Genomic DNA, 19,600 nt, shown 5'->3' on the forward strand with positions numbered 1-19,600 from the left:
TCAGACGCGCTGGTCCTTCATGGCCTGGGCAATGTAGTCCGCCTGGCGAATCGCCAGGGTGACGATGGTCAGCGTCGGGTTCTCGGCCGCGCTGGTGGTGAACTGGCTGCCGTCGCTGATGAACAGGTTGGCGATTTCATGGCTCTGGCCGAAGCCGTTGCACACGCCGTCCTCGGGCTTGGCGCTCATGCGGCAGGTGCCCAGGTTGTGGGTGGAGGGGTAGGGCGGCACGCGGTGGGTCTTCAGCGCGCCCACCGCCGTATACAGCGCCTGGCCCTGGGTGTAGGCGTGCTCGCGCATGGCCAGGTCGTTGGGGTGGTCGTCGTAGTGGACGTTGGCCACCGGCATGCCGAACTGGTCCTTGACCTGGTCGTTGACGGTGACGCGGTTGCTCTCGCGCGGCATGTCCTCGCCCACGATCCACAGGCCGGCCAGGTGCGTGTACTGCTCCATCACCCGGGTGAAATCCGGGCCCCAGGCGCCGGGGTTGAAGAAGGCGCCGAGGAACGACGGGCCCAGGGAGATCGTCTCCATCTCGTAGCCGCCGACGAAGCCGCGGTCGGGCTTGAACTTCACCTCGTCGCTGATGATGCCGGCCATGATGGTGCCGCGGTAGAAGTGCACCGGTTCGCTGAATTCGGCGAACACCGAGCCGGTGGTATGGCGCATGTAGTGCTTGCCGACCATGCCGGCGCCGTTGCCCAGGCCGTTGGCAAACCGGCCGCTGTGGGAGTTGAGCAGCAGCCGCGGGGTCTCGATGGCGTTGCCGGCCACCGCCACCAGTCGCGCCTTCTGCCGTTGCAGCTGGCCGGTGGCGTCGGCGTAGACCACGGCGTTCACCAGGCCCTGGTCGTTGTGTTCGATGTGCACCACTTGTGATGAAGGGCGCAGGTCGAGCTTGCCGGTGGCCTCGGCGGCGGGGATTTCGGTGTACAGCGTCGACCACTTCGCGCCCATCTTGCAGCCCTGGAAGCAGAAGCCCAGTTGCTGGCACGAGGCGCGGTTGGCGCGTGGGCGGCTGTTGATGGCCATGTGGCCGGTGGAGCACTCGGTGTAGCCCATCTTCTGCGCGCCGTTGTACAGCACCTTGAAGTTGTTGTTGCCGGGCAGGCCGGGGATGTCGTTGGTGCGGGTCACGCCCATCTTGTCCTCGGCGCGGGCGTAGTAGGGCTCAAGTTCGGCCAGGGTCACCGGCCAGTCCAGCAGGTTGGCGTCCTGGATCGCGCCGTAGGTCTGCAGCGCGTGGAATTCGTGTTCCTGCAGGCGCAGGCTGGCGCCGGCCCAGTGGGTGGTGGTGCCGCCCACGGTCTTGCAGATCCAGGCGGGCAGGTTGGGAAAGTCCTTGGCCACCCGCCAGGTGCCGGAGGTGGTGCGCGTGTCGCCCCACGCCAGCTGCGAGAACGATGGCCATTCGTCGTTGATGAAGGTGCCCGGGCTCTGCCGCGCGCCGGCTTCGAGCAGCACCACCTTGATGCCTTTCTGGCAAAGTTCGTTGGCCAGGGTGCCGCCGCCGGCACCCGAGCCGATGACGACCACGACCGAGTCGTCGTCATGGTTGAAGTTGGTCATGGGCGTGCTTCCTCAGGAGAACGGATCGGGGCTGGCCGAGGCGGGTGGGGCGGGTAGCCAGGACAGGTCATTGAACCCGCGCATCAGGTAGCCGCCCTTGGGAAAGGACGCGCCTTCGTAGCCGAAGTGCAGGTACGCCAGCTCGTTGCTGTACAGGCTGTTGACCGCGTTGCCGCGCACCAGGGCAAAGAACGGTGTGTCCTGGATGTCCTGGAGGATGGCGAACTGGCGCGCCGCGTCGAGCTTGCGCCAGTCGCCGCCGGCCTTCTGGTCGAGGGTGGCGATGCCTTGCCTGAGGGTGTCGGCGACGCCGGGGTCGGTGCTGGCCTTCTGGTCCAGGGCCTGCACCGGGAAGGCGTAGACCGCGTCTTCCATGGTGTCGTGGGGGTAGATGCGGCGGATCATCAGCAGCAGCTTGTCGCCGCTGTCGCTGTCCAGGGTGGTCATGGGCAGGGCCCAGCTCTGGCTGGGGGCCATCAGGGCAATGGGACCGCTGGCGAACAGCAGCGTGCCCAATAGCACGCCGCCGCTGCCCTGAAGAAACCGGCGACGATCGAGTGTCAGGTTACTCATGGCGAAGTCCTTCTTATTGTTGTTGTCACGCAACCCATAGTAGTAACGCCAGCGGGGGGCGGGTAATAGGCGCCTACTACGTTGGAATAAGCTTAGACCCGTAGTAGGCGCCTATTACCCGGCGGTGGCGCGGCAGTCCTAGACTGGGCCACCTCACTTGAGTGCCCCTGCCATGTCCTTCATCAGCGAAAACCAGCCAGGCGTGTGCCTGGAACCCGATGCCGAAACCCAGGCCTACGTGTTCAACCACAGCATGATCCGGGTCAAGGACCCGTGCCGCTCGCTGGACTTCTACACCCGCGTGCTGGGCATGCGCCTGCTGCGCCAGGTGGATTTCCCCGACGCGAGGTTTTCGCTGCTGTTCCTGGCCATGACGGCGGGCGAGGACGTGCCGGACGAGCGCGGCGCCCGCCAGGTGTATACCTTCGGCCGCCAGTCGGTGCTGGAGCTGACCCACAACTGGGGCACCGAGAGCGACGACTCGCAGTACCACAACGGCAACAAGGACCCGCGCGGGTTTGGCCACATCTGCTTCAGCGTGCCGGATATCGAGGCAGCCTGCGCGCGCTTCGAGCGGCTGCAGATTCCGTTCGTCAAGCGCCTGGACAAGGGCATGAAGGACGTGGCGTTCATCAGTGACCCGGACGAGTACTGGATCGAGATTGTGCAGGCGGATTTGTTGGCTGATCTGGGGCAGTAACATCAAGCGTGCCGGCGCCAACGCGGACGGGGTAGGAGCCGGCCTTGGCCCGATGGGGCCGCCGCAAATCCGTCGGCTCAAAACACCGACCAGTTGATCCGTTCGCTCAACAGCTCAAGCGCCTTCATCCCCGCCAGCGAGTTGCCCGCCGCGTTCAGCTCCGGCGACCACACGCACACGGTGAACTGCCCCGGCACCACGGCGATGATCCCGCCACCCACGCCGCTCTTGCCCGGCAGCCCCACGCGGTAGGCGAAGTTGCCGGCCTCGTCGTACAGGCCGCTGGTGGCCATGATCGAATTCACCTGTTTGCTTTGCCGCGGCGTCAGGATCTGCTCGCCGCTGTGCTTGCAGAAGCCCTCGTTAGCGAGGAAACAGAAGGCCTTGGCCAGGTCCACGCAGTTCATCTGCAGCGCGCAATGGCTGAAGTAGCTGCGCAGCACCGCCTCCACCTCGTTGTGGAAATTGCCGAACGACTGCATCAGGTACGCCATGGCCGCGTTGCGCGAGCGATGCTGGTACTCCGACTCCGCCACCTTGCCGTCCACCAGCACATGGGGGTTGCCTGAAAGCCGCCGGACGAAATCACGCATCGACAGCGCCGGTGCGGCAAAGCGCGACTGGTTGATGTCGCAGATCACCAGCGCCCCGGCATTGATGAACGGATTGCGCGGCCGCCCACGCTCGAACTCCAGCTGCACCAGCGAATTGAACGGCTGCCCCGACGGCTCATGCCCCAGCCGCTCCCAGATCGCTTCCCCGGAATGCCCGATGGCCTGCACCAGGCTGAACACCTTGGAAATGCTCTGCACCGAAAACGGCGTGTACGCATCGCCGGCGCTGTGCAGGCTGCCGTCGTTGCCATACACGGCAATGCCCAGCTGATTCGCCGGCACCTCGGCCAGTGCGGGAATGTAATCGGCGACCTTGCCCTGGCCGATCAGCGGGCGGACTTCGTCGAGGATCTGGTTGAGGAGCGTTTGCATGGGGGGCCTTGTTGTTGGAATGCCGGTGACTAGACGCCGTTTCCCGGCGCGGCATCACACGTTGACCAGGCGCCGCAAATGGTGGGGGGTAGGGACGCAGCCTGGCGGCAGCTGCTACGGGGCATCGCGCGCGGCACTTGCGTAGCAGCGGCCGCGAGGCCGCGTCCCAGGCGCCGCAAATCCTGGGGCCTTGGACGCAGCCTCACGGCAGCTGCTACGGTACAATGCCTCACCTCCAACCAGAGCAGCTGCCTTCAATGCCCAGTATCACCCTGTTCCAAACCCCACCCCCCGAGTCGTTCCAGGCGCAGATCCAGCAGCTGGTGATCGACAACCTCACCGCCATCAGCCAGGTGGCGCTGCCGGCCGGTAATGCGCTGTACCCGCTGTACCAGTACGGCGTGGGTTATGAGGTGTATCAGTACCTGCAGGCCATGGACGGTTCGCGCGGTTTTGCGGTGGAGGTGGTGGCGGCGCTGGATGACGAGGACCCGTCGCAGCTGCTGGGCTTTGCCCTGTACCTGCCGCTGAGCGGCGACGCCGAGGCGTGTTCGCTGTTGTTCCTGGCAGTGAAGGACGGGCATCGGCGCCAGGGCATTGCCAGGGCCATGGTGCAGAAGGTGCTGGCGCGCTACCCCCATGCGGAGCTGGGCTGCGTGGTGAGCCAGGTGGCGTGCGGGCAGGCGCTGGGGTTCCAGGTGATCGGCACGCGCGGCTCGCAGGTGTTGATGAACACCCGCGACCACGCCTCCCAAGGGCTGACGCCGGTGCTGGACACCGCGCCCATCTACCGCTCGGTGGAGGTGCGGCAGATTCATGCCTACCTGTTGAAGCAACATGGCGAGCCCGCCATGGTCAACGCCGAGAAGCAGCGCGACCGGCACCTTGACGCCCTGGCGCGCGAGGCGCAGGCGTTCGTCAAGGTGCACCTGGGCCTTTAGAAACGCGGCTTCACCGTCTTCCAGTCGGGCTTGTAGCGCTGCATCTGGCGCACGTCGTCGCGCTGGCGGATGCCGCAGCTCAGGTACTGGTCGTGCAGCTTGCCCAGCTGGTCGTGGTCCAGCTCCAGGCCCAGGCCAGGGGCGCGGCTGATGCTCACGCAGCCGTCGACGATGGGCAGCTTGCCGCCCTTGATCACTTCCTCGTCCGGCTCCTGCCAGGGGTAGTGGGTGTCGCAGGCGTAGTCCAGGTTGGGGACGGCCGCGGCCACGTGGGCCATGGCCATCAGGCTGATGCCCAGGTGCGAGTTGGAGTGCATGGACACGCCCAGGCCGAACACCTGGCACATCTTCGCCAGCGTCTGGGTGTCACGCAGGCCGCCCCAATAGTGGTGGTCGGCGAGCACGATCTGCACGCTGTTCAGCGCCACGCTGCGGCGGAACTCGTCGAAATCGGTGACCACCATGTTGGTCGCCAGCGGCAGGCCGGTGCGCTTGTGCAGCGCGCTCATGCCGTCCAGGCCGGGGCAGGGGTCTTCGTAATATTGCAGGTCGTCGCCCAGCAGCTCGGCCATGCGGATGGCGGTCTCCAGCGACCAGTTGCCGTTGGGGTCGATGCGCAACGGGTAGCCGGGGAAGGCCTTTTTCAGTGCCTTGATGCAGGCCACCTCGTGCTCGGGCGGCAGGGTGCCGGCCTTGAGCTTGATGCTCTTGAAACCATAGGCCTCGATCATCCGCGCGGCCTGGGCGACGATCTGTTCTTCGTTCAGCGCCTCGCCCCAGTTGTCGGGCCTGTAGGGTGAGTCGATGTGCTGGGCGTATTTGAAGAACAGGTAGGCGCTGAACGGCACCTTGTCGCGCAGGGCGCCGCCCAGCAGGTCCACCAACGGCACGTTGAGGGAGTGTGCCTGCAGGTCGAGGCAGGCCACCTCGAAAGCCGAATAGGCGTTGCTCACTGCCTTGCTGGCATGGGAGCCGGGCGCCAGTTCGGCGCCGGCCAGGGAGCTGGTGCGGTTGGCCGCCACCGTGGCCTCGACGATCTGCCGCAGGCGGTTGAGGTTGAACGGGTCCAGGCCGATCAGTTGGCTCTGCAGATGCTGCTGGATGGCCAGCGCCGGGGCGTCGCCGTAGCTTTCCCCCAGGCCGATGTAGCCGTTGTCGCTCTCGATCTCGATGATCGAGCGCAGGGCGAAGGGTTCGTGGATGCCGCTGGCGTTGAGCAGCGGCGGGTCGCGGAAGGCGATGGGGGTGACGGTGACGCGCTTGATTTTCAAAAGTAATGCTCCTGAAGGCAGGCTCGACGAATTAGGCGATGGCAACCGTGGCCTTGCGTGGCTTGGGCGCGCGCGGGGCCGGGGTGCTGCGGGCGAAGAAGATCACCACCGCAGCCACCAGCGAGGTGGCGGCCAGGCCATACAGGCCGCCCTCGATGCTGCCGGTGGTCTGTTCAAGAAAGCCGAAGGTGGCCGGCGCGACGAAGCCGCCCAGGTTGCCGATGGAATTGATCAGGGCGATCACTGCGGCGGCGATGCGCGCGTCCAGGTAGCCCTGGGGAATGGGCCAGAACAGCGCCGAGGCAGCCTTGAAGCCGATGGCGGCGAAGCAGATGGAGACGAAGGCGAACACCGGCCCGCCGACCGTGGACATGAACATGCCCAGCGCCGCTACCACTAACGTCACGGCCACCCAGGCCTGCTGGTGCTTCCACTTCGCGGCCACGGCGGCGAAGCCGTACATGGCGACGATGGAGATCAGCCAGGGCACCGAATTGAACAGGCCCACTTCGAAGTCCGCCAGGTTGCCCATTTTCTTGATCATGCTCGGCAGCCAGAAGGTGGCGCCGTAGATGGTCAGGGCGATGGAGAAGTAGATGAAGCAGAACAGCGCGATCTGCCGGTCGGCCAACAGCTTGAACATCGACGGCTTGACCACGTGCTGGGCTTCACGGGCCCGCTGTTCCTCGGCCAGGCAGCTTTCCAGCGCCTGCTTTTCTGCCGCGTTCAGCCAGCGCGCCTCCCGTGGGTGCGACTGCAGCCAGAACCACACGAAACCGCACAGCACCAGCGAGGCGCCGCCCTCGATCAGGAACATCCACTGCCAGGCGTGCAGGCTAAGGGCATTGATGCTCAGCAGCGCGCCGGACACCGGCCCGGAGATCACCGAGGCAATCGCCGAACCGCTGAGGAACACCGCCATGGCCTTGCCGCGTTCGGCGGCCGGCAGCCATTGGGTGAAGTAGTAGATGATGCCGGGGAAGAACCCGGCTTCGGCAGCGCCCAGCACGAAGCGCAGCACGTAAAAGCTGGTTTCGCCGCGCACGAAGGCCATGGCCATTGCAGCGGCGCCCCAGGTAAACATGATGCGGGTAAGCCAGGCGCGGGCGCCGAAGCGCTGCAGCAGGATGTTCGACGGCACCTCGAACAGGGCGTAGCCGATGAAGAACAGCCCGGCGCCCAGGCCGTAGGCAGCCGCGCCGATGCCCAGGTCGGCTTCCATGTGGCTGCGCACGAAACCGATGTTGACGCGGTCGATGTAGTTGACGATGAACATCACCACGAACAGCGGCAGCACATGGCGCTTGACCTTGGCGGCGGCCTGTTCCAGCACACTGGGGTTTTGGGTTTTCAAGGGCGACTCCCGGTATTGTTTTTGTGGGGACAGGCCGATGATGGACGGGTGCATTGTTCCCGTCTAATCTAACCTGGCACTTGATTGATACCTGGATTGAATCAATGTTTGAGCTGACCCAGCTGCGCTGCTTCACCACCGTCGCCACCGAGCTGAATTTCCGCCGCGCCGCCGAGCGCCTGAACATGACCCAGCCGCCGTTGAGCCGGCAGATCCAGCTGCTGGAGCACCACCTGGGCGTCGAACTGTTCACCCGCAGCACCCGCAGCGTGGCGCTGACGGCGGCGGGGCGGGCGTTTTTCGTCGAGGCGCAGAACCTGCTGGAGCGCGCCCAGCAGGCGGCGGTGGCGGCGCGGCGGTTTGCCGAGGGCGACATTGGCGCGGTGGCCATCAGCTTCGTCGGCAGCGCCGTGTACGAGTTTTTGCCCAAGGTGATCGCCGAGGCGCGGCTGAAGCAGCCCCACGTCAAAATCGACCTGGCAGAGATGAACACCTACACCCAGCACGAGGCGTTGCGCGCCCGGCGCATCGACCTGGGCATCGCCCGCGCGCCGTTGCTGGAACCGGGCTACGCCACCGAATGCCTGGTGCGCGAACCCTTCGTGCTGGCGGTGCCGCGCGGCCATGCGCTGGCGTCGAGCGAAGAGGTCAAGGTCAGCGACCTGGATGGCCAGCCGTTCCTGATGTACTCCCACGCCGCCTACCCGCCGTTCAACGAACTGCTTACCGGCATGTTGCGTTCGGCGCGGGTGGCCCCCGACTACGTGCAGTGGCTGGGCTCGTCACTGACCATCCTGGCGCTGGTGAACGCCGGCCTGGGCCTGGCGCTGGTGCCGCGCTGCGCCACCAGCGTGGTGTTCAAGAACGTGGTGTTCCGCGACATCGACCTGGGGGAGGGGGTACAGAGCGAGCTGCACCTGATCTGGCGCGAGGACAACGACAACCCGGCGTTCGCGATGCTGCTGGAGGGTATTCGCAACGCCACCATCACGTAGTCACGCCCCCCGTAGCCGCTGGCCCCGCACCTGTCATTTGCCTGCGTCGAAGGCCCGGTCGAAGCGCTCGCGGAAGATCCCGCCCCATTGTTTCAGCCCGTCGATAAAAGCCAGTTTCTCGGGATAACGCGAGACGTTGCTTGCGCGCCAGTTCGAATTGCCTGGCAGTTCGGCCGGGTCGGACGCAATGCCCTCGCGCTCCGGGTTGAACCAGTAGCTGGCCTCCAGCAGCCCCCAGGGCTCGGCCCTGATGAACTCCACTTGCACGTAGTCCTGGGCGTAGCCCACGTGGCTGGCAGCAAGGGTGGCGGCGCCGGTGCGCATCAGCATGCTCATGGGCACGGCAGCGTCGTGCCAGTGCTGCAGCGGTGGGGTGAACACGTGGCTCAGGCGCCAGCAGCTCTGGTGGTCTGCCGAGGAGGCTGGCTCCAGTTCCTGGGAATAGACGGAGGGGCCGTGCAAGGCGTCGCAGCCCTTGCCGTGAAAGCTCAGTAGTTGCGTGCGGTTGCGCAGGCTGGTCACCTGCACGGCGGCCATCAGCCTCCCGTGTTCGATTTGCCCCAGCAGGTAGTGCTTGCCCACGGCGTTGCCCTCACGGGCGTCGCCGCCAGCCAGCGTGAGCCACTGGCCGGGTGGCAGGGGCAGCTCGAAGCCGTCCATGGCGAAGCTGTTGGTGAACGGCCGCGTCGAGGGCATAGCGACGACCGGCGGCTCGGCCGTGGTGAAAATAGCCATGTTGCCGGGGGCGGCGGTGCTGCCACCCGGCGGGGTATAGGTCACTACCTCCGCCATGGGTGGCAGGTTCATTACCGCTTGCGGCCGGTACAGTGGCCCGAAGGTGATGAACAGCGCGGTCAGCGCCAGCGTGCCCAGCACGCTGGCCCGCCACCAGGGCGCGCGGGCCCACAGCGAGGCCACCGGGGGCGCCGTTGGGGTGCCGGTAAAACGATTCAACAGGCTGACCAGCCAGTGGCCATCGGCGGGCCACGCCTGCCGGCGGCGCTGGCGCTCATGGAAGATGCCGACGAAGGTCAGCAACCAGCCCGCCCGTACCAGCCCCAGCAGCAACCAGGCGCCGCGATGCACCACGCCGGCCATGGCCACGCCGAGGCGTTGCAGCGTGGGATCGACGCCAGGCAGCTTCAGCCACAGCGGCAGGGCAAACATCAGTGCCGTCGCCAACGCGGCGACAGGGGCCAGGGAGAGAGCCCACTCACGGAATGCGCGCATCATTGCACCTTGACGGTAAAGGACAGCCGTTGATTGACCGCCATCACGGGCAGCAGCACGTGCTGGGGCCCCGAGCCGAACCCCAGGGTGATGCCGCCGCCGGGGCCTTCGCGCACGCCGTACAGGACAACCTGGCCGTCGCTGGCCACGGGAATGGCGAAGGTCTGCGGCTGGCGCGTCAGTGACAAGGTGCGCCCATAGCCGGCGCTGAACAGCCGTACCACGTCGCCATTGTCGCGGTCCGAGTCCCACAGGCTGACCCAGGCCAGGCGCGGCGCGGCGTGAGTGTCGGCGGGCGGGGCAGGCGTGGCGCTGGTCCACACCGACAAGTGCGTGCCCTTGGGCAGGTGCAGGGTGGCGGCCGCCTTGGGTATATCGGCCTTGTCTACCTGTTGCAACGGCAGGGGCAGGCTGGCGTTGAATGCGGATTCACGGGCTTGCCGCTCGGCAGCGCCCAGGGTGGTGGGTGGTGCGCTGCCAGTGGGCGAAAGGGAGTAGGGGGCCAACAGGCTGAAAGCCGCCAAGGCAGCGGAGACCGCCACGCTGGCCGCGATCGAGCATGCAATGACACGCCCGGCGGCCAGTTGCGCCGGGGTGGCGGGGTTCGCTTTGCGCGGTGCATCCATTCAACACCCATCCTGATCGAGCCTGCCGCTGGGGCAGCGGTTCCGCAGAATACCCGAGCGCCCTGGCGGCAGCGATAGCACCGCGCCATGTTTCATCTTGGCCGATCAGTCCGTCCCAGGCTCAGCAGGGCGGCCAGCGCCAGCGCCGCAATCAACCCGGCCAGCACACTGACGCCCACGGCCATGCCGTGCAGGTCGATCAGGTGCCCGGCCACCACCGGCAAGGCCCCGGCGGGCACGTAGCCGCCCATGTTGAACACGCCGTTGGCCTCGGCGCGGCGGTTGGCCGGCACGTGCAGGGCGATCAGGCTCAGGCCGCCCAGCTGGCCCAGGCCCTGGCCGGCGCCGGCCAGCAGGGCGGCGACGATCAGGCAGGGAATGGAGACCTGGTGCACCGCCAGCCACAGGGTGGCCATGGACAGCACGGTGGCCAGCCCGCTGAGCAGGAAAATGCGCTTCACCGCCAGCCGCTGCACCGCGAACTGCACGCCAACACCGACCATGAACATGGCGAACGCGGTGCCGCCGGCGATCAGCGGGCTGCTGACGTGGGCGAACGCCGAGAACAGCCCCGGGCCCAGGCTGAGCACGAAAGAGGTGCAGGTGATGCCCGGGCCGAAGAACGCAATGCCGCGCAGCACATGGCCGACGCTGTCCCGTGGCACCCGGGGCAGCCGCAGTTTCAAGGCGGAAGTGGCACGGGGCTGGCGTGGCTGCGCCAGCACCACCCACAGCGCCAGGGCCAGCAAGGCCAGTTCCAGGTTGAAGACGATGGCCACCGGGTGCGCGCTGTACTGCGCCAGCACGCCCGCCAGCAGCGGCCCGGTGCCGGCGCCCAGGACCATGGCCACCGAGGCCAGCAGCGAGGCCTGGCGCTTGTGGCTGTCGGCGGCCTGGTCGACCACATTGGCCATGCCGGCGGAGACGATGATGCCCACCGCCACGCCGGTCAGCAGCCGCGCCAGCATCAGCACCGCGACGCTCTCGGCGAGCTGGAACAGCACGGCTGCGCCCATCGCCAGGCCCAGGCCCGGCAGCAGCAAGGCCTTGCGGCCAAAGTGATCGGACAGCTGCCCGGCCACCAGCAGGGTGGCCAGCAGGCCAAGGATGTAGCAGGTGAAGATCGTCGCCAGGGTGCCGGCGCCGAAGCCCAGCTGTTGCTGCCAGTGGCCGTACAGCGGGGTGGCGGCGCTGGACAGGATGAACACCGCCGTCACCACCCAGGCGGCGCGCAGCAGCGGGGCGTTGGTGGTGGGCGGGGCGGCGGTGAGGGCCGAGGGGCATGCGGACATGGGGGGAGTACCGTGCTGTGAATCGAGGGGGGCGATGCTAGTCCTGCGTGCTGGTTGGTAGAACTCCCTACCTGCGCATCTGAGCTATGCAGAAATGCACATGCGGGGGTCGGGACGCGGCCTTTGGCCGCTGCTACAGGGGCCGCGGTTTTTACGGCCCGCGTAGCAGCTGCCGCAGGCTGCGTCCGGGGCTTCAGGCCCCCACGCACTCCACGATGAAATCCATCACCGCCCGTATCGGCGCCGCGTTGCGCACGTCTTCATGCACCGCCAGCCAGATCTCCCGCACCAGGCACGGTCCGTCGGGGTCCACCAGCACCAGGCGGTGCTCGGCCGCCATGAACGCTGGCAACGACACTACCCCGGCGCCGCCGGCCGCGGCGATGGCCTGCAGGCGCAGGTCGTTGCTGGTCAGGGTGATGGGCCGGCCGTTGGCCTGTTCCAGCAGCCAGTTCTGCTGCGCCGAACCGTCCATGCTGTCGTCGTAGCCAATAAAACTGTAGTCGCGGGTGCGCGCCAGGTAGTCGGGGCTGGCGTACAGGCGAAACTCCATCTGGCCCAGGCGCCGGGCCACCAGGGTGGGCTCGCTGGGGCGCATCAGGCTGATGGTGATGTCGGCCTCGCGGCGGGTCAGCGAGGCGCGGGCCTTGGCGCCGATCAGGCGCAGCTGCAGCAGCGGGTGGCGGCGAGTGAGTTCGCCCACGCGCGGGGCGATCAGGCTGCCGACGAAGCCCGGTGGCGACGACACCACCACCTCGCCCTGCACCTGGGCCTGTTCGCCGCCGGCGAAACGTTCCAGGGCGAACGAGGACAGGGTCATCTGCTCGCCGAACTGGCTCACGCGCTGGCCGTCCTCGGTCAGCACGTAGGCGCGCTGGCGGCGGTCCACCAGTTTCAGCTTGAGCGCGGCCTCCAGCGCGGCGATGCGCCGGGCCACGGTGGCGTGGTCGACGCGCAGCTGGCGCGCGGCGGCGGACAGCGAGCCAAGCTTGGCGAAGAGGGTGAAATAACGCAGGTCTTCCCAGTCGAACATGACAGGTTCCACAATGAACGAGGGCAGATGATAGGCCAAAACGGCGCCGCTGCCGTACACTGGGGCAATTTGCAGCATCAGGAAAACCGGTCCCATGACCCCGTACTCGGAACTCTTCCCCATCGGCCAGGGCTTCGACGCCTTCGCCGCCAGCGGCCTGCCCGCCGAACGTGCCACCGTCGCCCAGGCCCGCCAGGCGCTGGACACCGTCGGCATCAGCGAGGCGACCCTGCAGCGCCTGGCTTCCTTGAAAGGCACCTACCACCTGCTGGCCGCCGGCGAGATGTGGTGCCCGGACTGCCAGCTGAACCTGGCGGCGCTGGACTACCTGTGCCGCGTGCAGCCTCGCGTGCGCCTGGGCATCATCACCAAGGCCCGCGCCGAGCAGGCGTTGCGCGAGCGCCTGGGCTTGGAGAAGGTCTCCATTCCGCTGGTGGTGGTGTTGAGCGCTGATTTTGAACAGATCGGTCTATTCATCGAGCGACCCCAGGCGGTGATCGACGGCGGCGAAGCGGTGTTGGCCGCCTACAAGGCCGGCCAGTGCCTGGAAGCCACCCTCACCGACGTGCTGGCGCTGCTGGAAAGCGCCGAACTCGCCGCATAGCCCGGCGGGCGGGGGATAAAAGCCGCCGAACGGTGCTTATCCCCCGAAAAACCTCGCCGATACTCTCCTTACCACAAGGAGGTCATCGGCTCATGTTCAACACCCAAATAAAAAAGCAGCTCGCTGAACAATCGGCCGAACTCGATGAGCTGCGTCAGCTCGTCGACGGCTTGCAACGGGAAATGCTGACGCTGAGCCTCGACCCGCAGATGCGCATCGACGGCTGCAACGAGGGGTTCGCCAAGGCGCTGGGCTATTCGGTGGCGCAACTGGTGGGGCGGCCCATGGCCGAGATCGTGCCCAGCTACGTGTCCAAGCTGCCGTGCTACCACAGCCTGATGGCCGCCATCGGCTCGGCCCGCTCCATCACCGATGACTACCGCTTCCTGCGTGCCGACGGCGTGCTGGTGTGGATACGCGCGCACTGGCAGCCGATCAAGGACGCCAGCGGCACCCTGACCCACATCCGCTGCTTCGCCAACAACATCACCGCCAACATCGAGAAGGCCGCTGAAAGCACGTCCTTTATCGACGCGTTGCTGCGTTCCACGGCGGTGATCGAGTTCGACCTCAAGGGCAACGTGCTGTCGGCCAACGACCAGTTCCTGCGCGCCATGGGCTACACCCTGGCCCAGGTCAAGGGCCAGCACCACCGGCAGTTCTGCACCAGCGAGGAGACCAACTCGCCCCGGTACGCAGAATTCTGGGCCACTCTCAACCGTGGCGAGTTCGTCGCCGGGCGCTTCAAGCGTGTCGACGCCCACGGCCACCCGGTGTGGCTGGAAGCCACCTACAACCCGGTGTACGACCCCGAGGGCAAGCTGTGCAAGGTGGTGAAATTTGCCACCGTGGTCAGCGACCAGGTGGCGCGCGAGGAGGAAGTGAACGCCGCCGCCCACACCGCCTACGGCATCTCCCAGCAGACCGACGTCACCGCCCAGCGCGGCGCCGTGGTGGTCAACGACACCGTGCAGACCATGCGCAAACTGGCCGATGACATGCAGTCGGCGTCCACCGGTGTCGAGGCCCTGGGCAAGCAGTCGCTGTTGATCAGCTCGATCATCCAGACCATCAGCAGCATCGCCCAGCAGACCAACCTGCTGGCCCTCAACGCTGCCATCGAGGCAGCGCGGGCCGGGGAGCAGGGCCGGGGCTTCGCGGTGGTGGCCGATGAAGTGCGGCAGTTGGCCGGGCGCACCAGTACCGCCACCGAGGAAATCGCCGCCGTGGTGCAGCAGAACCAGACCCTGGTGGAAGGCACCGTGCGCGAGATGGCCCACAGCAAGCAGCAGGCCGAGCAGGGCGTGCAACTGGCCAGCCAGGCTGGTGAGGTGATCGTCGAAATCCAGGAAGGCGCGCGCAAGGTGGTGGACGCAGTAGGGCGGTTCGCGCACCAGTTGAGTTGATGCACGCGTTGTTGTGGGAGCTGGCTTGCCAGCGAGCTGTCAAGGCCTGAAAAGCTCGCTGGCAAGCCAGCTCCCACACTGCTCATGACTTAACGGAAGTATTTATCCACGTACCGCTGGATCTCCTGGCGCATGAAGCGCCCGGAGTCGTCCGCGCGCTCCTCCCAGCCAAACACGCAGGCGGTGACGATGCCGTCGAACCCGGTGCGCGCCAGCTCGCCGAAGAACACGTCCCAGTCGATCTCGCCCTGGTGCATGTCCATGTGCTGGTGCACCGTCACCTTCGCCCCCGGCGGGTTGATGATGTAGCGCAGCCCTGACGACGCCTTGTGGTTGTAGGTGTCGGCGATGTGCACGTGGTTGATCAGCGTGCCGGCCTGGCCAATCATGCCGGCCATGTCGTCGCCGAAGTGGAAGGTGTGCGGCGCGCAGTACAGGAACCTGACGTTGGCCGAGCCCACGGTCTTGATGATGTCCAGCGCCGGGTTGAGGGTCTCGCACCAGTCCTCGGGGTGCGGCTCGACGTTGAGGGTGATGCCCTCGCGCTCCAGGATCGGCACCAGTTCCTCCATCGACCGCCACCACGCCGCCTCGCTGGACTCGTGGCTGTGCACGCCACCGCAGCAACTGACGCTGTGGCCGCGGTCGGGCGAGGGGCCGCGGCCGAACTCGGAGTTCATGGTCTGGCAGCCCATCTCCACCGCCACCTCGATGGCGCGCTTCCAGTGTTCAACCGCCATGCGGCGCTCGTCTTCGTGGGGGCTGGCCCAGCGGTACATGGGCAGCAGGGAGGCCAGTTGCACGTTGTGGTCGCGCAGGGCCTGCTTGAACTCGGCGATGCGCTCCTTGTGCGCGCGCGGGTGCACCCACCAGGGCAGGAAGTCGTCGCGGGGCGACAGCTCCAGGTACTCGAAGCCCAGCTCGGCGCTCTTGCGGCACAGCGCTGGCAGGCTCAGGTGGCGGTGCATATACGGGTCCAGGGCGATTTTCATGGCGGCGCTCCATTGTTTTTATTCTCCGGGCTGATGCTAGGCGGGCCAGGCGCGGGGCGCCATGAGCCGCTGGCTTAATGTGTCAGAACCTCTCATGATGCGGGCAGGAGGTGTCAAGACATGTCAGAGCGAACCCAGCACTCCCGGCGTCCGACCATGGCCGACGTGGCCCGTGAAGCCGGGGTCAGCCTGTCCACCGTCGACCGGGTGCTGAACCTGCGCGCTGATGTGCGCGCCGACACCGCCCAGCGCATTGCCGAGGCGGCGAACAAGGTTGGCTTCCATGCCAAGGCGGTGATCGAGCAGCGCCTGCTGACCCACCGGCCCACGGTGCGCCTGGGTTTTCTGCTGCACAAGAGCGGCGTCGCGTTCTACCAGGGGCTGGCCCAGGCGCTGTCTGCAGCCGCCGTCAACTACGCCCATGCCCGCGTTCGCGTGGTGATTGCTTACCTGGATGAACTGGACCCGGCCAAGGTCGCCGAGCGCATCCTGGCCCTGCGCGGGCAGGTGGACGGCTTGGGCGTGGTGGCCGTGGATCACCCGCTGATCCGCGCGGCCGTGGCGCGCCTGGGCGACAGCGGCGTGGCGGTGGTGGCGCTGGTGTCGGCGCTGTCGGCGGTGGCGGGCGCCGGTTACGTCGGCGTCGACAACCGGCGCATGGGCCGCACCGCTGGCTGGTTCGTCTCGCAGCTGGCCAGGCAGCCGGGGCCGGTGGCGGTGGTGCTGAGCAGCCAGAGCTTCCAGTGCCAGGAGCTGTGCGAACTGAGTTTTCGCAGCTACCTGGCCGAGCACTCCCCGGAGTGGGAGCTGCTGGCCGCGCGGCTGACCCTGGAAGACGACGGCTTCGCCTACGGCAACACCCTGGACCTGTTGATGGGCACGCCGGACCTGGCCGGGCTGTACGTGGCCGGCGGCGGCATTGCCGGGGTGGTGCGGGCGTTGCGCGAGCTCAAGGCGCGGGGCGCGCGCTTGCCCATCGTGGTGTGCCACGAGGTCACGGCCTTGACCCGCGACGCGGCAGCCGAGGGCCTGCTGCACGCGGTGCTGTCGCAGCCGGTGGCAGCGCTGGCCGAACGCGCCGTGGCGGCGCTGGCGCAGCCGGTAGCCGGCCAGACAGTCATCGTGCCCCTGCAAGTAGACGTCCGCGAAAGCTTATGACAACCCGTAGCAGCGGCCCCAGGCCGCGTCCCGCCATTACGCGGTGCACCTGGAAAACCGTGGCGTTCGCGGACGCGGCCTGGGGCCGCTGCTACGGGGCGTGGCGCCCCATTGTTACCATCCAAACAACAGTGTTTCTCCCCCGATCAAATGACAACTTGTCGCAGGGACGTGATTTTTTGGTATGCTTACATTCAGTAACTAACTGATTAGTTAATTGCGTTTAAGTGGTCACCGACCCAAGCTGGCGAGTCGCATCGCCCAGGGCGGTGCGCAGACCTTGCAAGCCCCACGGTGAACATTGTCAAGGCTTTGGCTTCCAAAAGCCGAGGCCTCCACTACTCTTAAAACTTCCCCGCAACGTTCATGCGTCAGTAGGATCATGTACATGACTAACACTCGAACTTCGGCAAACGTCAGCCGCTGGCCCGCATGGGTCGCCGGTCTGGGCGTGCTGGTTTTTGCACTTCTCTACATCGGGCTGGGTGGTTACCTCGCGTCCGTTGGCGGTAGCTGGTACTTCGTACTGGCCGGCGTCGGCATGCTGGTTTCCTCCGTCCTGTTGTTCAAGCAGCGCCTGGCCGGTGCCTGGCTGTTCGCCGTTGTAATGGTGGCCAGCGTCATCTGGGCCATCGCCGATGCCGGCTTTGTGTTCTGGCCTCAGGTGTCGCGCCTGTTCGCCCTGGCTGTCCTCAGCCTGGTGGTAGCACTGGTCTACCCGACCCTGCGCAAGGCCAATGGCCTGGCCGGTGGCAAGGGTGGCTACGCGCTGGGTGGCCTGCTGGCTGTCGGCGTGGTGGCCGGTGCCTATGGCATGTTCATCCCGCATGACTCGGTGTCCCCGACCGGCGACGGCCCAGGCCTGACCAAGGTTGACCCGGCTCACGCCCAGAAAGACTGGAAACACTACGGTAACGATGAAGGTGGTGGCCGCTTCGCCGCGCTGGACCAGATCAACCGCAGCAACGTTTCCAAGCTGGTACCCGTGTGGACCTACCACACCGGTGACGTGGCCGTCAGCGACGGCAACGGTGCCGAAGACCAGGATACCCCGCTGCAGGTTGGCGACAAGGTGTTCATCTGCACCCCGCACAACAACATCATCGCCCTGGACGCCGACACCGGCAAAGAGCTGTGGAAGCGTGACAACCACGCCCAGAGCAAGGTCTGGCAGCGCTGCCGTGGCCTGGCGTACTTCGACGCCACCGCCGCTGTCGCCGCGCCTACCGATGGCAGCACCCCAGCCGCCGCCGTTTCGGTGGCCCCAGGTGCCATGTGCCAGCGTCGCCTGCTGACCAACACCATCGACGCCCGCCTGATCGCAGTTGACGCCGACACCGGCGAGTACTGCAAGGACTTCGGCAACAACGGTCAAGTCGACCTGAAAGCCGGCCTGGGCGACGTGCCTGACTCCTACTACCAACTGTCCTCGGCACCGCTGATGGCCGGTACCACCGTAGTAGTGGGCGGCCGTGTAGCCGACAACGTCCAGACCGACATGCCTGGCGGCGTGATCCGTGGTTTCGACGTGGTCACCGGCAAGATGCGCTGGGCGTTCGACCCGGGCAACCCGCAAGACAAGCAAGCGCCGGAAGCTGGCAAGACCTACGTGCGCAGCACCCCGAACAGCTGGGCGCCGATGTCCTACGACCCGGCCATGAACACCGTGTTCCTGCCGATGGGCAGCTCGTCCACCGACATCTACGGTGTTGAACGTACCAAGCTGGACCACAAGTACGGTGCCTCGGTACTGGCCTTGAACGCCACCACCGGCGAAGAGAAGTGGGTCTACCAGACCGTCCACAACGACCTGTGGGACTTCGACCTGCCGATGCAGCCTAGCCTGATCGACTTTGCCAAGCCTGACGGCACCAAGGTCCCTGCCGTGGTGATTGGTACCAAGGCCGGCCAGATCTACGTGCTGGACCGCCACACCGGTCAGCCGCTGACCGAAGTGAAAGAAGTACCGGTCAAGCCGTCGAACATCCCGAACGAGCCGTACTCGCCTACCCAGCCTAAATCGGTTGGCATGCCGCAGATCGGCGCGCAGACCCTGACCGAATCGGACATGTGGGGTGCCACGCCGTTCGACCAGATGCTGTGCCGTATCGCCTTCAAGAAAATGCGCTACGACGGCCTGTACACCGCACCGGGCAGCGACGTGTCGCTGAGCTTCCCAGGTTCGCTGGGTGGCATGAACTGGGGCAGCATCTCCACTGACCCGGTACACGGTTTCATCTTCCTGAACGACATGCGTCTGGGCCTGTGGAGCCAGATGGTGCCGCAACAGAAAGACGCCAAGGCCTCCTCGGGTGGTGAAGCACTGAACACCGGCATGGGCGCTGTACCGCTGAAAGGCACCCCATACGCCGTGAACAAGAACCGCTTCCTGTCGGTAGCCGGCATCCCTTGCCAGGCACCGCCGTTCGGTACCCTGACCGCCGTTGACATGAAGACCCAGAAGATTGCATGGCAAGTGCCGGTCGGCACCGTGCAGGACACTGGCCCGATGGGCATCCGCATGCACCTGCAACTGCCAATCGGCATGCCAACCCTGGGCGGCACCCTGTCCACCCAAGGTGGCCTGGTGTTCATCGCCGGTACCCAGGACTTCTACCTGCGTGCGTTCAACACCGCCAACGGTGAAGAAGCCTGGAAAGCCCGCCTGCCAGTCGGCAGCCAGGGCGGCCCGATGACCTACGTTTCGCCGAAAACCGGCAAGCAGTACGTGGTCATCACCGCCGGTGGTGCTCGCCAGTCGACCGACCGTGGCGACTACGTGATCGCTTACGCGCTGCCTGACAGCAAGTAAGACCTTCGCGTGAAAGCCCGCTGTCGCCCCCAGGGTGGCAGCGGGTTTTTTTATGCGT

General features: G+C 66.4%; 16 protein-coding genes and 2 pseudogenes. 8 read left to right on the forward strand and 10 right to left on the reverse strand.

The features are described from left to right. Positions 1 to 1,569 carry a GMC family oxidoreductase gene (locus RAM80_RS29230; protein WP_416423850.1) on the reverse strand — a complete coding sequence of 523 codons (1,569 nt, stop codon included), beginning with the start codon at positions 1,567 to 1,569 and terminating at the stop codon, positions 1 to 3. 12 nt (positions 1,570 to 1,581) lie between these two features. After that, positions 1,582 to 2,142 carry a twin-arginine translocation signal domain-containing protein gene (locus tag RAM80_RS29235; protein ID WP_416423851.1) on the reverse strand — a complete coding sequence of 187 codons (561 nt, stop codon included), beginning with the start codon at positions 2,140 to 2,142 and terminating at the stop codon, positions 1,582 to 1,584. A 172-nt stretch (positions 2,143 to 2,314) separates the two neighbouring features. Here RAM80_RS29235 and gloA point away from each other — a divergent pair, with 172 nt between their 5' ends. Further along, positions 2,315 to 2,842, forward strand: coding sequence for a lactoylglutathione lyase (gene gloA / locus RAM80_RS29240; RefSeq protein WP_416423852.1), 528 nt, complete (start codon positions 2,315 to 2,317; stop codon positions 2,840 to 2,842). Positions 2,843 to 2,919: 77 nt separating this feature from the next. Here the strand turns inward: gloA and glsB are convergent, their stop codons facing one another. Further along, positions 2,920 to 3,828, reverse strand: a complete 909-nt coding sequence (gene glsB, locus RAM80_RS29245) for a glutaminase B (protein ID WP_416423853.1) — start codon at positions 3,826 to 3,828, stop codon at positions 2,920 to 2,922. 257 nt (positions 3,829 to 4,085) lie between these two features. Between glsB and RAM80_RS29250 the strand changes: the two genes are divergently transcribed. Then, the gene (locus RAM80_RS29250; RefSeq protein ID WP_416423854.1) at positions 4,086 to 4,769 is read left to right on the forward strand and encodes a GNAT family N-acetyltransferase; all 684 of its coding nucleotides are present in this window, start codon (positions 4,086 to 4,088) and stop codon (positions 4,767 to 4,769) included. Here RAM80_RS29250 and RAM80_RS29255 read toward each other — a convergent pair. Both RAM80_RS29255 and RAM80_RS29260 read right to left on the reverse strand, forming a co-directional pair. Further along, complete coding sequence (locus RAM80_RS29255; RefSeq protein WP_416423855.1) at positions 4,766 to 6,040, reverse strand: glucarate dehydratase family protein; 1,275 nt, start codon at positions 6,038 to 6,040, stop codon at positions 4,766 to 4,768. The two genes, RAM80_RS29250 and RAM80_RS29255, sit on opposite strands and share 4 nt — an antisense overlap. Before the next feature lie 31 nt (positions 6,041 to 6,071). Continuing rightward, complete coding sequence (locus tag RAM80_RS29260; protein ID WP_416423856.1) at positions 6,072 to 7,394, reverse strand: MFS transporter; 1,323 nt, start codon at positions 7,392 to 7,394, stop codon at positions 6,072 to 6,074. Between the two features lie 104 nt (positions 7,395 to 7,498). Between RAM80_RS29260 and RAM80_RS29265 the strand changes: the two genes are divergently transcribed. Beyond that, on the forward strand, positions 7,499 to 8,389 hold the full coding sequence (locus RAM80_RS29265; protein ID WP_416423857.1) for a LysR substrate-binding domain-containing protein: 891 nt from the start codon (positions 7,499 to 7,501) through the stop codon (positions 8,387 to 8,389). 33 nt (positions 8,390 to 8,422) lie between these two features. Here the strand turns inward: RAM80_RS29265 and RAM80_RS29270 are convergent, their stop codons facing one another. From RAM80_RS29270 to RAM80_RS29285, 4 genes are all read right to left on the reverse strand, one after another. After that, positions 8,423 to 9,619, reverse strand: a complete 1,197-nt coding sequence (locus RAM80_RS29270) for a hypothetical protein (protein ID WP_416423858.1) — start codon at positions 9,617 to 9,619, stop codon at positions 8,423 to 8,425. After that, positions 9,619 to 10,245: a hypothetical protein gene (locus tag RAM80_RS29275; protein WP_416423859.1), complete on the reverse strand. Its 627-nt coding sequence runs from the start codon at positions 10,243 to 10,245 to the stop codon at positions 9,619 to 9,621. The genes RAM80_RS29270 and RAM80_RS29275 overlap by 1 nt, the downstream gene beginning before the upstream one ends. Positions 10,246 to 10,337: 92 nt before the next feature. Further along, on the reverse strand, positions 10,338 to 11,537 hold the full coding sequence (locus RAM80_RS29280; protein WP_416423860.1) for an MFS transporter: 1,200 nt from the start codon (positions 11,535 to 11,537) through the stop codon (positions 10,338 to 10,340). 193 nt (positions 11,538 to 11,730) lie between these two features. Further along, the gene (locus RAM80_RS29285) at positions 11,731 to 12,570 is read right to left on the reverse strand and encodes a LysR family transcriptional regulator (protein ID WP_416423861.1); all 840 of its coding nucleotides are present in this window, start codon (positions 12,568 to 12,570) and stop codon (positions 11,731 to 11,733) included. 94 nt (positions 12,571 to 12,664) lie between these two features. Between RAM80_RS29285 and RAM80_RS29290 the strand changes: the two genes are divergently transcribed. The 3 genes and pseudogenes from RAM80_RS29290 to RAM80_RS29300 all read left to right on the forward strand — a co-directional run. Further along, positions 12,665 to 13,174, forward strand: a complete 510-nt coding sequence (locus RAM80_RS29290) for a thioredoxin family protein (RefSeq protein ID WP_416423862.1) — start codon at positions 12,665 to 12,667, stop codon at positions 13,172 to 13,174. 182 nt (positions 13,175 to 13,356) lie between these two features. Continuing rightward, a pseudogene (locus RAM80_RS29295) lies at positions 13,357 to 14,043 on the forward strand (PAS domain-containing protein); the annotation flags it as partial. A 105-nt stretch (positions 14,044 to 14,148) separates the two neighbouring features. After that, a pseudogene (locus tag RAM80_RS29300) lies at positions 14,149 to 14,580 on the forward strand (methyl-accepting chemotaxis protein); the annotation flags it as partial. Positions 14,581 to 14,669: 89 nt separating this feature from the next. Here RAM80_RS29300 and RAM80_RS29305 read toward each other — a convergent pair. Next, positions 14,670 to 15,572, reverse strand: coding sequence for a sugar phosphate isomerase/epimerase family protein (locus RAM80_RS29305; protein ID WP_416423863.1), 903 nt, complete (start codon positions 15,570 to 15,572; stop codon positions 14,670 to 14,672). A 120-nt stretch (positions 15,573 to 15,692) separates the two neighbouring features. Between RAM80_RS29305 and RAM80_RS29310 the strand changes: the two genes are divergently transcribed. Further along, positions 15,693 to 16,730: a LacI family DNA-binding transcriptional regulator gene (locus RAM80_RS29310; RefSeq protein WP_416423864.1), complete on the forward strand. Its 1,038-nt coding sequence runs from the start codon at positions 15,693 to 15,695 to the stop codon at positions 16,728 to 16,730. Positions 16,731 to 17,118: 388 nt separating this feature from the next. Next, positions 17,119 to 19,542, forward strand: a complete 2,424-nt coding sequence (locus RAM80_RS29315; RefSeq protein WP_416423865.1) for a glucose/quinate/shikimate family membrane-bound PQQ-dependent dehydrogenase — start codon at positions 17,119 to 17,121, stop codon at positions 19,540 to 19,542. The last annotated feature ends 58 nt before the right edge of the window (positions 19,543 to 19,600 follow it).

The sequence above is a fragment of the Pseudomonas sp. App30 genome (genome assembly GCF_047947025.1).
GTDB lineage: Bacteria > Pseudomonadota > Gammaproteobacteria > Pseudomonadales > Pseudomonadaceae > Aquipseudomonas.